This window comes from Pseudomonas moorei (assembly GCF_008801475.1).
Lineage (GTDB): Bacteria > Pseudomonadota > Gammaproteobacteria > Pseudomonadales > Pseudomonadaceae > Aquipseudomonas > Aquipseudomonas moorei.
In genome coordinates, this window is sequence record NZ_VZPP01000001.1 from 321,433 (window position 1) to 335,748 (window position 14,316).

Consider the following 14,316-nt stretch of genomic DNA (forward strand, 5'->3'; position numbering starts at 1 on the left):
TCATCGGTGGTATTGGTCAGATGTTTTTGTGGCGTTTACGCACCAGCTTCATCACCACCACAAAAAACAACGGCACGAACACCACCGCCAGGGTCGCGGTGATCATTCCGCCAATCACCCCGGTGCCGATGGCTTGCTGGCTTGCCGAGCTTGCGCCGGTGGCAATCGCCAACGGCACTACGCCAAGGATGAATGCCAACGAAGTCATGACAATCGGCCGCAACCGCAGGCGCGCGGCCTGCAACGTGGCATCGATCAGGTCATGGCCTTCGTCGTACAGGCTCTTGGCGAATTCGATGATCAGGATCGCGTTCTTCGCCGACAGACCGATGATGGTGATCAGCCCGACCTTGAAGAACACATCGTTGGGCATGCCGCGCAAGGTCACCGCCAATACCGCGCCGAGCACGCCCAGTGGCACCACCAGCAGCACCGAGGTCGGGATCGACCAACTCTCGTACAACGCCGCCAGGCACAGGAACACGATCAGCAGCGACAAGCCGAGCAGGATCGGCGCCTGGCTGCCGGACAAGCGTTCCTGCAAAGACAAACCGGTCCATTCCTGACCCAATCCCGCCGGGCCCAACGCGACCAGTCGCTCGATCTCCGCCATGGCTTCGCCCGTGCTGTGACCGGGTTTCGGTTCGCCGGAAATGGCGATCGCCGGGTAGCCGTTGTAGCGGGTCAATTGCGCCGGGCCCTGGGTCCATCTGGCCTGGACGAACGCCGACAGTGGCACCATGTCGCCCGCGTTGTTGCGCACGTGAATCTTGAGCACATCCTCGACCTGACTGCGTTGATCGCCTTCGGCCTGCACCACCACCCGCTGCATCCGCCCCTGATTGGGGAAGTCGTTGATGTAGGTCGAGCCAACGGCGGTGGACAGCACGCCACCAATGTCGGCAAAGGACACCCCCAGCGCATTCGCCTGTTTGCGGTCGACGATCAATTGTACTTGTGGCGCTTCGGCCAGGGCGCTTTCGCGCACGTTCATCAGGATCGGGCTTTTCTCGGCGGCGGCCAGCAACTCGGTGCGGGCGCGCATCAGCGTGGCGTGACCGAGGCCACCGCGATCCTGCAGGCGGAACTCGAAACCGCTGGAGGTGCCGAGGCCGTCGACCGGTGGCGGCAGCACCGCAAAGGCCATGGCGTCCTTGATCTGGCTGAGGGCGATGTTGGCGCGGTCGGCAATCGACCCCGCCGAGTCGTCGCTGCCTCGCTGCGACCAGTCCGTGAGCGTGGAGAACGCCAGCGCGGCATTCTGTCCACTGCCGGAAAAGCTGAAACCGAGAATCACCACACTGTCACCGATACCGGGTTCGCCGGCATTGTGGGCCTCGATCAGCTCAGCCACTTGCACCGTCCGATTCTTGGTCGCGCCCGGCGGTAATTGAATGTCGGTGATGGTATAGCCCTGGTCTTCCACCGGCAAAAACGAGGAGGGCAGGCGTACAAAGCACAGAGCCAAACCCACCAGCAGCACACCGTAGATCAACAGATAGCGGCCGGTACGCTTGAGTGCATAGGCGACCCAACCCTGATAACGCTCGGTGAGCCGTTCGAAACGGCGGTTGAACCAGCCGAAGAATCCACCTTTCTCGTGATGCTCGCCCTTGGCAATTGGTTGCAACAGCGTCGCGCACAGTGCCGGGGTCAAGGTCAGGGCAAGGAACGCCGAGAACAGGATCGAGGTCGCCATCGACAGCGAGAACTGGCGGTAAATCACCCCGACCGAGCCCTGCATGAACGCCATCGGAATGAACACCGCCACCAGCACCAGCGTGATGCCGATGATCGCGCCGGTGATCTGCTTCATCGCCTTGCGTGTCGCTTCCCTGGGCGACAGGCCTTCAGTGGCCATGATTCGCTCGACGTTCTCCACCACCACAATCGCGTCGTCCACCAGAATGCCGATGGCCAGCACCATGCCAAACATGGTCAGTACGTTGATCGAGAAACCCAGCGCGAGCATGGTCGCAAAGGTGCCCATCAGCGCCACCGGCACCACCAGGGTCGGGATCAGCGTGTAGCGGATGTTCTGCAGGAACAGGAACATCACAGCGAACACCAGCAGCATTGCTTCGCCGAGGGTGTAGACCACTTTGGTGATCGAGACTTTCACAAACGGCGACGTGTCGTACGGGATCTTGTATTGCACCCCGGCCGGGAAGTAGCGCGACAGCTCATCCATCTTCGCCCGCACCCGCGTCGCGGTGCTCAGGGCGTTGGCGCCGGGCGACAGTTGCACGCCGACGGCGGTCGAGGGATTGCCGTTCAGGCGCGTGGAAAACTGATAGTCCTGGCTGCCGATCTCGACCCTGGCGACATCGCCGATGCGCACGGTGGAGCCATCGGGGTTGGCCTTGAGCACCACGTCGGCGAATTCCTCCGGCGTCGACAGCTGGTCCTTGACCAGGATGGTCGCGGTGATTTCCTGGGTGGTGCGGCTCGGCAAGTCGCCGATGCTGCCCGCCGAGACCTGGGCGTTTTGCGCCACGATGGCGGCATTGACATCGGCGGGCGTCAGGTTGAATCCGAGCAGTTTCTGCGGGTCGATCCAGATGCGCATCGCCCGTTCGGCGCCGTACAGCTGTGCCTTGCCGACGCCGTCCAGACGCTTGATCTCGTTCATCACGTTGCGCGCCAGGTAGTCGCTGAGCGCCACATCGTCGAGCTTGCCGTCGCTGGAGGTCAGGGTGATCAACAACAGGAACCCGGCGGAGACTTTCTCGACCTGCAAGCCTTGCTGGGTCACCGCTTGCGGCAGGCGCGATTCCACGACCTTCAAGCGATTCTGCACATCGACCTGGGCCATTTCCGGATCGGTGCCGGGCTGAAAGGTCGCCTTGATCGTGGCACTGCCCAGACTGCTTTGGGATTCGAAATACAGCAGGTGATCGGCGCCATTGAGTTCTTCCTCGATCAGGCTGACCACGCTCTCGTCCACGGTCTGCGCCGAGGCACCGGGGTACAGGGCATAGATTTCGATCTGCGGCGGCGCGACGTCGGGGTACTGCGCCACCGGCAACTGCGGTATGGCCAGGGCACCGGCCAGCAGGATGAACAACGCCACCACCCAGGCAAACACCGGGCGGTCGATAAAGAACTGCGGCATAAACAAGCGTCCTGCTTACTGGTCAGAAACCTGGGCGAGTGGAAGAGGGGAGTCGTCGATCTGCACTTTTTCACCGGGTCGGGCGTGTTGCAGGCCTTCGACGACAATGCGGTCGCCGGGCTTGAGACCGCCGGTGACGACCCAGCGATCGTTTAGCACCGGGCCCAGTTCGACCGGTTGCTGGCCGACCCGCTGCTGGTCATCAAGCAGCAGTACCTGCGCCACCCCGGCGCTGTCACGCTGGATGGCCCGTTGCGGCACGCTGATGCCTTGCTGATTGACCGCCTGCTCCAGGCGCACGCGCACGAAACTGCCCGGCAGCAGGTCGAGGTCCGGATTCGGGAATTCGCTGCGCAGGATGATCTGCCCGGTGCCTGGATCGACCGTGATGTCGGTGAACAGCAACTTGCCCGGCAACGGGTACAGGCTGCCATCGTCCTGGATCAGCGTGGCCCTGGCCTGTCCTTGACCGACTGCTTTCAACTGACCGGAGCGGAATGCCCGGCGCAGGTCGTTGAGTTCGCGGGTCGACTGGGTGAGGTCGGCGTGGATCGGGTTCAGTTGTTGTATCAGCGCCAGCGGCGTGGTTTCGTTCTGCCCCACCAGCGCGCCTTCGGTCACCAGCGCGCGACCGATGCGCCCGGAGATCGGCGCGGTAACGGTGGCGTACCCCAGGTTGAGGGTTGCCCGGTCCACCGCGGCCTTGTTGGCGGCGACGTCGGCCGCCGTTTGTCGCTCGGCAGCGCGCGCGTTGTCGTAGTCCTGGCGGCTGATGGCCTTGTCGTTGATCAACTGGGCGTAGCGCTGCGCTTGCAGTCTGGCTTGGTACGCATTGGCCTCGGCCTTGCGCAATGCCGCTTCGGCGCTTTCCAGGTCGGCCTTGAACGGGGCCGGGTCGATGCGAAACAGCACATCGCCTTTCTTCACGTCGCTGCCTTCGCGGAAGGTGCGCTGCAACACCACGCCGGCCACGCGGGCCCGCACTTCAGCGATGCGTGGCGCCACGATCCGTCCGCTCAGTTCACTGCTGATCGACAGCGGTCGGGCTTCGATGGTTTCGATGCGAACGGTGGCCAACGGTGGCTGTTCTTCGGCGTTGGAGGACTTGTCGCAGGCGCTCAGCGTCAACGCCAGCGCTACAAGACTGAGCCTGGCAAGCAGATTTTTAGACATGAATGACCCCAATAATGACCCCAGCATCCTACTGGGCGCCGGCGAGGGTAGCGGTGAAGCTTTGTAGGCGCTGTGTGAAATTGTGTAAGGGTTTTACTCAGGTGTGCGTGTGGGCGTATATCCTGCAGGCCTTGATTTCATTTGCGCTTGGTCGACTGCTATCGCGAGCAGGCTCGCTCCCACAGTGGTTCGGTGGTGTTCACAGAACTTGTGCCCACTTGAGGTCTCTTGTGGGAGCGAGCCTGCTCGCGATAGCGGTCTATCAGGCGCCACAGCACTTTCTGGAACACCTCCATGCCCAACATCCTCCTGGTCGAAGACGACACCGCACTCGCCGAGCTGATTGCCAGCTACCTGGAACGCAATGGCTACTCCGTCAGCGTGATCAGCCGTGGTGATCATGTGCGCGAGCGGGCGCGGCTCAATCCGCCGGACCTGGTGATCCTCGACCTGATGCTGCCGGGGCTGGACGGCCTGCAAGTGTGTCGCCTGTTGCGCGCCGATTCGGCGAGCTTACCGATCCTGATGCTCACCGCCCGCGACGACAGCCACGATCAGGTGCTGGGCCTGGAAATGGGTGCTGACGATTACGTCACCAAACCCTGCGAACCGCGCGTATTGCTGGCCCGGGTGCGCACCTTGCTGCGACGCAGCAGCCTCAGTGAACCGCAGACCGCCAACGACCGCATCCTCATGGGCAACCTGTGCATCGACCTGTCCGAACGGACCGTGACCTGGCGCGGACACTTGGTCGAACTGTCCAGCGGCGAATACAACCTGCTCGTGGTGCTGGCCCGGCATGCCGGCGAAGTGCTGAGCCGCGACCAGATTCTGCAACGCCTGCGCGGCATCGAGTTCAACGGCACCGACCGTTCGGTGGACGTGGCGATCTCCAAGCTGCGACGCAAGTTCGACGATCACGCCGGCGAAGCGCGCAAGATCAAGACCGTGTGGGGCAAGGGCTACCTCTTCAGCCGTTCCGAGTGGGAATGCTGAGCCGATGTTCAGAATCCTCTTTCGCCTGTACCTGGTGACCATTGTCTCGTTCAGCGCCGCCATTTACCTGGTGCCGGACCTGGTGATCAAGGTCTTCCACGAGCGTTTTGTCACCTACAACCTCGATTATTCCCGAGGGCTGCAAACCCTCATGGTCAAGCAGTTCAAGGCGGTTCCGGTCGAGCAGTGGCCAGCCCTGGCGGCCGAAATGGACGAGGATTTCCGGCCGCTGCACATTGTGCTCAGCAGTAATGACGACGCCAGTTTTTCCGTTGATGAACAACAACGTTTGCAGCGCGGTGAAAACGTGGTGCGTATCGGCGACTGGGGTTGGCGCACCCTGGCGGTGGCGCCGCTGAATGAGCGCACCGTGGTGCAAATGGTCGTACCGCCGGACCCGCTGGACGTCAACCTGCTGTACTGGAGCATCAACGTGCTGATCGGCGCGACCATGCTCGCGTGCCTGTTGCTGTGGCTGCGTCCGCACTGGCGCGATCTGGAGCGGCTCAAACGTGCCGCTGAGCGCTTCGGCAAGGGCCACTTGAGTGAGCGCACGCAGATTGCCCCCAGTTCCAACATCGGCAGCCTGGCGAACGTCTTCGACACCATGGCCGGCGATATCGAAAACCTGCTGAATCAGCAGCGTGATTTGCTCAACGCGGTTTCTCATGAACTGCGCACGCCGTTGACGCGCCTGGACTTCGGCCTGGCCCTGGCCCTGTCCGACGACTTGCCGGCCACCAGCCGCGAGCGCCTGCAGGGGCTGGTCGACCACATCCGTGAACTCGATGAATTGGTGCTGGAACTGCTGTCCTACAGCCGCCTGCAGATCCCGGCGCGGGTGCCGGAGCAGATCGAGGTGTCGCTGGACGAATTCATCGACAGCATTCTGGGCAGTGTGGATGAAGAACAATCACCGGAGATTGTCATCGACGTGCTGCTCCATGGTCAGCTCGAACGCTTCAGCCTGGACCCGCGCCTGACCGCCCGCGCCCTGCAGAACCTGCTGCGCAACGCCATGCGTTACTGCGAAAAGCGCATTCAGATCGGCGTGCAGGTGTGCCCCAAAGGTTGCGAAATCTGGGTGGACGATGACGGCATCGGCATTCCGGATGATCAGCGTGAGCGGATTTTCGAGCCGTTCTATCGGCTGGATCGCAGTCGTGATCGGGCCACGGGCGGGTTTGGCCTGGGGCTGGCGATCAGTCGTCGTGCACTGGAGGCGCAGGGCGGTACCTTGACCGTCGAAGCATCGCCGCTGGGTGGGGCGCGATTCCGGCTGTGGTTGCCGACGCCGGCCTGACACTGCATACCCGGTAAACGATCTGAAGGCCGCCGCCCTGTGGTGAGCGAGTTGGCCCCGGGCATTCTTTCAGATAGACCGCGTAAGCAGGATTTACGACGGCTGCGCCGCCGAGCGGGAGCAAGCTCCCTCGCCACAGAGATTCGTGCATAGCGGAAGATCAGGCGCTGAATCGACTGCGCAGCGTCGTGGCCATTGCCTCCAGTTCTGCCGGCGGGTTATGCCCGATCAGCATCCAGGCGTGGTGCATGTCCGACCAATAGACAATGTTCATTCCGTGCCGACGCTCCCGGGCGACATGTCGGCTGCCGCTGCTGGAAAGGGTGATGCACAGCGCCAGGGGGCCATGGACCGGGTCGAGGTAAGTGATCTGGGCGATCGGCACGTCATCGTATTCAAGAATTTGTGCACGCTTGAATTCGACCCGGGGCAAACTCAACTGCCCGGGTGCGAGTTTCAGGCCCAGATGCTCGTCGAGCGTCTGCAACTGCGCACGCTGAGTGGTTTCATCGCTGGGCAGGTGCTCCAGGGTCTGCGGTACGTAAAGCGCCATATAGTCAGCCACCAGCCCGCGCCAGTTGCTGGTTTGCTGACTTTCCTGCCAGCCCAGGAACAGCCGGTCCGCCAGCACGCCACCGGCCACCAGCCCGGCGGCTGCCGCCAGGAACCAGCGACGGCTCAGCGGTGGGCGTGCCGGTGAGGGCAGGGTGTCGAGCATGGCTTGCAGGCGATCCACGGGGGCCTGTCGACTCAGTTGACTGAACGCATCCTTGAACGGCAGGCTGCTGCGATCCAGCCATTGCAGGCGCAGGCCGATCATCGGGTCTTCGGCAATGGCCGCGTCGATGCGTGCCCGCTGTTCGGTATCGAGCTGGTCATCCAGATAGGCCACCAATTGCTCATCCGAGAGTTTCGCGTTCATCGACGTTCTCCGCTGGAAGGGTTCGGCACCGATTGCAATGGCGGGTACTCGGCCAGTTTTACCCGCGCTGCGGCGAGGCGGCTCATGACGGTGCCAATCGGTACTTGCAGTACCTCGGCGACTTCGCGATAGGACAAACCCTCGACATACGCCAGAAATACCGTTTCCCGTTGGGCCTCGGGCAGCGCATCGACACGGCGGATGACCTGCGACGCCAGTACATGGGTCTGCGCCACGTGCTCGCCGTCAAACGACAAGGCATTGTCGGTATCGACTGTCCCTTGTCCCTGACGAACCCGCCGCGCGCGCACTTCGTTGATCCAGATCGAATGCAGGATGCTCATCAGCCAGCGGTCCATCCGTGTTCCCGGTTCATATTGCCCGGCCCGTTCCAGTGCGCGCACGCAAGTGGCCTGCACCAGGTCTTCGGCGACATGCCTTTGTCGGGACAACAGCAGGCCGTAGCGCCATAAACGCGCCAGGTGCTGGCTCAGTTCTGCCCGTATTGCCTGATCGCTGGCGATGGCGACCTCCGTCCGTTCGGGATGTCAGGTTTTCGATGAGTCGTTGATGGCTTCTGCCAGGTCCTGGTATTCCTCGCAGGAGGTGTTGCCGCAAATCGATTTGATCCGCTGCAACTGTTCCTGGGCCAGGTCCAGGCGGCCTTTGACCACGTAGGCTTCGCCGAGGTATTCGCGGACCTTCGCGTACTGCGGGTCGAGTTTGACCGATTGCAGGTAGTAACCGATGCCCTCGTCGGTGCGCCCCAGTTTACGCGTGGCGTAGCCGCGATAGTTTAACGCCTTGGCGGTGTTGGGGTTTTGGAGCGTATCCAGCAGCGCCAGGGCTTCTTCGTAGCGACCGTCCTTGGCCAATTGATAAGCGTAATCGGTACGGTCGGCGTCAGACACCGCTTTGCTGGTTTGCAGGACGCATTTTTGCGTTTTTTTATCCAGGACCTGGCCTCGAGGGCATTCGGGCTTGGCGGGGGCGTTGTCATCGCCGTGGGCCAGCGCCAGGGAACTGGCGAGCACGGTGGCGATCAACAACGGTACGGTGAAAACTGAAAAACGGCTATTCATGGACAATGCTCCACAGGGATCAGGGCCGGGACATCGAACAGGCCGAAAACCTCGACATGTTCTGCAGGTACCCGTCTGGAGGTAAACACTGCAGCGTGAACAATTATTCATTCCGTTGTGGAGTTCTTGGCAAGGAAAGCTCAAATCGAGGGGGGCATGCTTGATCGCCGAGAAGTCCCGCTTTTGGCCGAACCGCTGCCTTACTGCCTGCCGCCGTGCCTTGTTATAGTTCGGGCCTCTTTTTTGCCCGCTAAAGGATCACTGGCATGTCCCAATACACAGCATTCAACGTTGAACTAGTCGATAAAATCGCCCATGTGCAGATTAATCGCCCGGAAAAGATCAACTCGATGAATGCTGCGTTCTGGAGCGAGATCGTCGAGATCTTCCAATGGATCGACGACACCGACGAAGTGCGGGTGGTGGTTCTCAGTGGCGCCGGCAAGCATTTTTCCTCTGGCATCGACCTGATGATGCTGGCCGCCGTGGCCAATGAAATGGGCAAGGATGTCGGGCGCAACGCGCGCCTGCTGCGACGCAAGATTCTCAATCTGCAAGCGTCGTTCAATGCCGTCGACAACTGCCGCAAACCGGTACTGGCCGCCATCCACGGCTACTGCCTGGGCGGTGCCATCGATCTGATCGCCGCTTGCGACATGCGTTACGCCGCCGAAGATGCCCAGTTCTCGATCAAGGAAATCGACATCGGCATGGCTGCCGACGTCGGCACGCTGCAACGCTTGCCGCGGATCATCGGTGACGGCATGCTGCGCGAACTGGCTTACACTGGTCGCACCTTTGGTGCCGAAGAGGCGCGGGGCATGGGCCTGGTCAATCGCGTTTACAGCGACAGCGCCAGCCTGCTTGATGGCGTCATGGGCATTGCCCGCGAAATCGCCAGCAAGTCGCCGATTGCCGTCACGGGTACCAAGGAGATGATCAGCTACATGCGCGATCATCGCATCGATGATGGCCTGGAATACGTCGCCACCTGGAACGCCGCCATGTTGCAATCCACCGACTTGCGCGTGGCCATGGCCGCCCATATGAGCAAACAGAAACCCGAATTTCTGGATTGATTGAAAAATGACTTCACGCTGGACCACTGCAGTACTGGACACCGATCAACCCGGCGGCTGGGCCGTGGCGCGCAGCCCCGAAGGCTTTTTGTTCGATGACAATGGCGCGCTGTTCCCCCGTGAATGGCTCAAGCGCCAGGACCTGGCGATTCTTGCCGAGCATGGCATCGGTCACCTCGATGGCGAGCCGGTGTATCTGCTGGAGTTGCGCAGTCACAGCGAAGTCCCGGGCTGTCAGTGGAAAGGCTTGCGGGCGTTCATGCTCGAAGGCGATCACACGATTTACAAGGTGCTCGCGTACGCCGCGCAGATCGGCACCTGGGCCCGTGAGCATCGCTTTTGCGGTAATTGCGGGCAAGCCATGAGCCAGGTGCCGCGCGAGCGGGCGATGTATTGCCAGCCATGCGATCTGCGCAGCTATCCACGGATTTCGCCAAGCATGATCGTGCTGGTGACCCGTGGCGACGAAATCCTCCTGGCGCGTTCGCCACGGTTTGTCAGCGGGGTCTACAGCACGCTGGCAGGCTTCGCCGAGCCGGGTGAGTCAGCCGAGGATTGCCTGATTCGCGAGGTTCGCGAAGAGGTGCGGATCGAGGTCAAGAACATTCAGTACATGGGCAGCCAGTGCTGGCCGTTCCCGCACTCGATGATGCTCGGTTTCCATGCCGAATACGCCGGTGGCGAGATCGTCTGTCAGGAAGACGAGATCGAAGACGCCCAGTGGTTCAACGTGCACGAGCTGCCGCCGTTGCCGGCGTCACGCTCGATTGCCCGTTATCTGATCGACGTCTATGTGGCGCGGCGCTTAGGCCATGCTGAACCAGTGTTGCCAGGCTAGCCGCACGGTCAGGCCCAGCACCACGGTGATGAACACCGGACGAATGAACTTCGCGCCGCCGCTGATGGCGGTGCGAGCGCCGAAGAAGGCGCCGACCATCAATGACGAGCCCATGCTCAAGCCGATCACCCAGTCCACCTGACCGGAAAAAATGAAAATCGACAGCGCCGCCGCGTTGCTGACGAAGTTCATGCTGCGCGCCACGCCGCTGGCCTTCACCAGGTCGATGGGGTAGAGCAGCAGGCTGCTGACGGTCCAGAACGCCCCGGTCCCCGGACCGGCGACGCCATCATAGAAGCCGAGGCTGAAGCCTTGGGTCGATTGCCAGGTTTTCTTGATCGGTGCGTCGCTGTCCAGCGGCGCTTTCGGCGTACCGCCAAACAACAGATAGACACCGCAGGCAAAGACGATCACTGGCAGCATCTTGTTGAGCCACTCGGCGGGCAGGTAGTGGGCGACCACGGCACCGCTCAGCGCACCGACCAGGGTGCCGACGATGGCGTGAGTCCACTGCCTGGGATGGAACAGCTTGCGGCGGTAGAAGGTGAAACTGGCGGTTGCGGAGCCGAAGGTCGAGCTGAGCTTGTTGGTGCCCAGTACCAGGTGCGGTGGCAAGCCGGCAGTCAGCAAGGCCGGGGTGGTCAGCAAACCGCCACCGCCGGCAATGGCGTCGATGAATCCGGCTACAAAGGCAACAAGGGCCAGAATGGCCAGGGTGGTGAGATCAACACTGAGTTCGAAAGGCATGGAATCGGCTTATTCGGCGGTGGCAGCAAAGGGCTGCGCAGAAGGGCGGTTATCTTACCTAGATCCTGATTCTGCGGCGACTGGTCTGGCCTTTCATCTGGCGCTGGCTTGCCAGCAAAGGCGGCTTGATAACCGACCAGTCACTTGCAGATGCCCCCAATCCCCTGTGGGAACGAGCCGGCTCGCGATGGTCGTCAACGATGACGTGGGTGGTCTGAATGAACGCGTCGTCCGGGCGTTTTTCGCGAGCAGGCTCGCTCCTACAGGTTCAGCGCCAATCCATGTGGGAACGAGCCGGCTCGCGATGGCGGCCTTCCAGCCAGCCAATCTCCCGCAGCCGGCCCTTGCAAAACACATCAGGCCTTTGCGGCTGGCCCATTGCCGATCTGCCACACAAACGGTGGCTCGGTTCCGTTGACCGACCAATCCCCGACAATCCGTGCCTTGTAGATCACCGGGTTATGCGACGAAACGGTCCGCGCATTGCGCCAATGTCGATCCAGCGATTTGCCCCGGCGAATATCCGAAGCCCCCAGCGCGTTGAAGAGTTCGGTGGTCGCTCGTTGAATCAACTCCGTGACCACCACTTGCGCCTTCGCCGACTCGATCTCTGCCGCCACGTTGGCCGCTCGCTCCCGGGCCGGATCGCCAGCGAAACGCGCGACGTAGGCCTGCTGTGCCGGTTGTGCGGCTTTCAATGCGCTGGCCTCGGCCGCATAAACCCACGCGGTAATGTTGCCGACCACTTGCTGGACCTGTGGGTCTTCGCTGACGCGCTGTGCGTTGCCATGGCTGTAGATGCGCTGGCGTTCGCGCACATGACGGGAGACATCGCGCAATGCTGCACGGCCAATCCCCGCCAGAGTGGCTAACAGCACGAGCTGATAGAACGCAGTCTGGTATTTGAAGCGGGTCGCGAAGTCGATGACGTTCTCGGCGTCCACTTCGGCATCGACAAAGCGCGACGTACCGCTGCCGGTGGTGCGTTGGCCAAAGCCGTCCCAATCGTCGCTTTGCTCGATACCCGGCTGGCGCGTGCGCACGGCGGCGATCACATCGCCACCGGTGTCGCTGCGTTGGGCATAGACGTCGATCCAGTCGGAAAACAGGCTGCCGGTGCTGTAGAACTTCTCGCCATTGAGTCGCCATTGATCGCCATGGGGCGTGACCTTGGTGACAACATCGCCCATCGCCACCGCGCCGATTTCCGTCCAGGCGCAACCGACGATGTCCCCCTCGACGAAGCGTTTGAACCACACATCCCGTGCCGGGCCGGATGGGGCGTTGAGGCGATCCTCGACAAAGGCAAAGTGGCCGCGCAATGCCTGGGGAAGGTTTGAGTCGGCTTCGGCCAGTTCGATCAGCAGCTCAAACAACTGCGGAACCGAGGCGCCACCGCCGCCGTATTCAACCGGCACCCGCACCGCACCAAAGCCGGCTTCCTTGAGCCATTGAATCGGCTCATGGGGCAACGTACGCGACTGTTCGCGCTCGAGGGCGCCGTCGGCAATGCGCTGGAAAATCGGCCGATAGGTCGCCGCGAGGGCTTCATAGTCGGTGCCGGTGGACAGTGGGTTGATTACCTGGTGTTCGGTCATGGAGTGGCTCCTTGGCTGGCAGAAAAGACATTGCGTCTGCCAAGGGGGATTGCAGGGTCCATGCCGGACCTGTTCGGTGCGGATTTACTGGACTTCATTGGGGGCGCGGCAGTTTCAACTGTTGTCGGGCCAACAGTGCATCAGCAAATTGTCCGGGGACGGCGGCTTTTGTGGCGAGGGAGCTTGCTCCCGCTTGAGTGCGCAGCGCTCACCAAAATTTGGGGCCGCTGCGCAGCCCAGCGGGAGCAAGCTCCCTCGCCACCGTTTCCGAGCGCTCCAGATTCAGGACTGGCACACTTGCTGCTCATGCCCCAGGACATTCCCTAATGTCCCGAGGACACGCCAATGAGTCAGCAAGCCGTCAAATTTGCCTACTGGGTGCCGAACGTCAGCGGTGGGCTGGTGGTCAGCAAGATCGAACAACGTACCCACTGGGGCATCGACTACAACCGCAAGCTGGCGCAGCTGGCCGAGGAGGCGGGGTTCGAATATGCCCTGACGCAGATCCGTTTCACCGCCGGTTACGGTGCCGAGTATCAGCATGAATCAGTGGCCTTCAGCCATGCACTGCTGGCGGCAACGACCAGACTCAAAGTCATCGCCGCGATCCTGCCAGGCCCCTGGCAACCGGCGCTGGCGGCCAAGCAACTGGCAACCATCGATCAGCTCACCAACGGGCGGGTCGCGGTCAATATCGTCAGCGGCTGGTTCAAGGGCGAGTTCCAGGCCATCGGCGAACACTGGCTGGAACACGATGAGCGCTATCGCCGCTCCGAAGAGTTCATTCGCTCACTTAAAGGCATCTGGACCCAGGACAACTTCACCTTTCGCGGCGACTTCTATCGCTTCGACAACTACAGCCTCAAACCCAAACCCCAGGGTCGCCCGGAAATCTTCCAGGGTGGCAGTTCCCGTGCGGCGCGGGACATGGCCGCGCGGGTGTCGGACTGGTATTTCACCAATGGCAACACCCCCGAAGGCATCAAGGCCCAGGTCGATGACATTCGCGCCAAGGCGGCCGCGAACAATCATTCAGTCAAGATCGGTGTGAACGCATTCGTGATCGCCCGGGACACCGAAGAGGAGGCGCGGGCAGTGCTGGCACAGATCATCGATCAGGCCGATCCCGAAGCGGTGACCGCCTTCGGTGACGCAGCGAAGCAGGCCGGGCGGGCATCGCCGGAAGGCGAGGGCAACTGGGCAAAATCGACGTTCGAGGACCTGGTGCAATACAACGATGGCTTCAAGACCAATCTGATCGGCACGCCACGACAGATCGCCGAGCGGATTGTGGCGCTTAAAGCAGTGGGCGTGGATCTGGTATTGGCGGGGTTCCTGCACTTTCAGGAAGAAGTGGAGTATTTCGGCCAGCGGGTATTGCCGTTGGTGCGGGAGTTGGAGGCTGAAGCCCTGTCCCGGCAGACCGCAGCGGTCGCCTGAACACCAAAAAACCCTGTAAGAGC

Annotated in this window: 12 protein-coding genes; 5 read left to right on the forward strand and 7 right to left on the reverse strand. The window is 61.8% G+C overall.

The features are described 5' to 3' along the window. Nucleotides 1–16 precede the first annotated feature (16 nt). Both F7R06_RS01635 and F7R06_RS01640 read right to left on the reverse strand, forming a co-directional pair. The gene (locus F7R06_RS01635) at nucleotides 17–3,115 is read right to left on the reverse strand and encodes an efflux RND transporter permease subunit (RefSeq protein WP_090322192.1); all 3,099 of its coding nucleotides are present in this window, start codon (nucleotides 3,113–3,115) and stop codon (nucleotides 17–19) included. Between the two features lie 15 nt (nucleotides 3,116–3,130). After that, nucleotides 3,131–4,288 carry an efflux RND transporter periplasmic adaptor subunit gene (locus tag F7R06_RS01640; RefSeq protein ID WP_090322185.1) on the reverse strand — a complete coding sequence of 386 codons (1,158 nt, stop codon included), beginning with the start codon at nucleotides 4,286–4,288 and terminating at the stop codon, nucleotides 3,131–3,133. 294 nt (nucleotides 4,289–4,582) lie between these two features. Here F7R06_RS01640 and F7R06_RS01650 point away from each other — a divergent pair, with 294 nt between their 5' ends. Next, nucleotides 4,583–5,284 carry a response regulator gene (locus tag F7R06_RS01650; RefSeq protein ID WP_090322183.1) on the forward strand — a complete coding sequence of 234 codons (702 nt, stop codon included), beginning with the start codon at nucleotides 4,583–4,585 and terminating at the stop codon, nucleotides 5,282–5,284. A gap of 4 nt (nucleotides 5,285–5,288) precedes the next feature. Then, nucleotides 5,289–6,587 carry an ATP-binding protein gene (locus F7R06_RS01655; protein WP_090322180.1) on the forward strand — a complete coding sequence of 433 codons (1,299 nt, stop codon included), beginning with the start codon at nucleotides 5,289–5,291 and terminating at the stop codon, nucleotides 6,585–6,587. 160 nt (nucleotides 6,588–6,747) lie between these two features. Here F7R06_RS01655 and F7R06_RS01660 read toward each other — a convergent pair whose 3' ends face one another. The 3 genes from F7R06_RS01660 to F7R06_RS01670 form a co-directional block, all read right to left on the reverse strand. After that, nucleotides 6,748–7,509: an anti-sigma factor family protein gene (locus F7R06_RS01660; RefSeq protein WP_090322178.1), complete on the reverse strand. Its 762-nt coding sequence runs from the start codon at nucleotides 7,507–7,509 to the stop codon at nucleotides 6,748–6,750. Next, the gene (locus F7R06_RS01665; protein WP_390959943.1) at nucleotides 7,506–7,991 is read right to left on the reverse strand and encodes an RNA polymerase sigma factor; all 486 of its coding nucleotides are present in this window, start codon (nucleotides 7,989–7,991) and stop codon (nucleotides 7,506–7,508) included. Before F7R06_RS01665 ends, F7R06_RS01660 begins: the two co-directional genes overlap by 4 nt. Nucleotides 7,992–8,057: 66 nt before the next feature. Further along, nucleotides 8,058–8,591: a tetratricopeptide repeat protein gene (locus F7R06_RS01670; RefSeq protein WP_090322175.1), complete on the reverse strand. Its 534-nt coding sequence runs from the start codon at nucleotides 8,589–8,591 to the stop codon at nucleotides 8,058–8,060. A 266-nt stretch (nucleotides 8,592–8,857) separates the two neighbouring features. Here F7R06_RS01670 and F7R06_RS01675 point away from each other — a divergent pair, with 266 nt between their 5' ends. Together F7R06_RS01675 and nudC are read left to right on the forward strand one after the other, a co-directional pair. Continuing rightward, nucleotides 8,858–9,670 carry a crotonase/enoyl-CoA hydratase family protein gene (locus F7R06_RS01675; protein WP_090322173.1) on the forward strand — a complete coding sequence of 271 codons (813 nt, stop codon included), beginning with the start codon at nucleotides 8,858–8,860 and terminating at the stop codon, nucleotides 9,668–9,670. Between the two features lie 7 nt (nucleotides 9,671–9,677). Next, complete coding sequence (gene nudC, locus F7R06_RS01680) at nucleotides 9,678–10,508, forward strand: NAD(+) diphosphatase (RefSeq protein WP_090322171.1); 831 nt, start codon at nucleotides 9,678–9,680, stop codon at nucleotides 10,506–10,508. On the opposite strand, the gene F7R06_RS01685 is transcribed toward nudC, so the two are convergent. Both F7R06_RS01685 and F7R06_RS01695 read right to left on the reverse strand, forming a co-directional pair. Further along, on the reverse strand, nucleotides 10,476–11,255 hold the full coding sequence (locus F7R06_RS01685; protein WP_090322170.1) for a TSUP family transporter: 780 nt from the start codon (nucleotides 11,253–11,255) through the stop codon (nucleotides 10,476–10,478). The genes nudC and F7R06_RS01685 overlap by 33 nt on opposite strands. Before the next feature lie 356 nt (nucleotides 11,256–11,611). Beyond that, the gene (locus tag F7R06_RS01695) at nucleotides 11,612–12,853 is read right to left on the reverse strand and encodes an acyl-CoA dehydrogenase family protein (RefSeq protein ID WP_090322169.1); all 1,242 of its coding nucleotides are present in this window, start codon (nucleotides 12,851–12,853) and stop codon (nucleotides 11,612–11,614) included. A gap of 345 nt (nucleotides 12,854–13,198) precedes the next feature. Here F7R06_RS01695 and sfnG point away from each other — a divergent pair, with 345 nt between their 5' ends. Next, a complete protein-coding gene (sfnG, locus tag F7R06_RS01700; RefSeq protein ID WP_090322168.1) occupies nucleotides 13,199–14,293 on the forward strand; it encodes a dimethylsulfone monooxygenase SfnG in 1,095 nt (364 codons plus the stop codon). Nucleotides 14,294–14,316 lie beyond the last annotated feature (23 nt).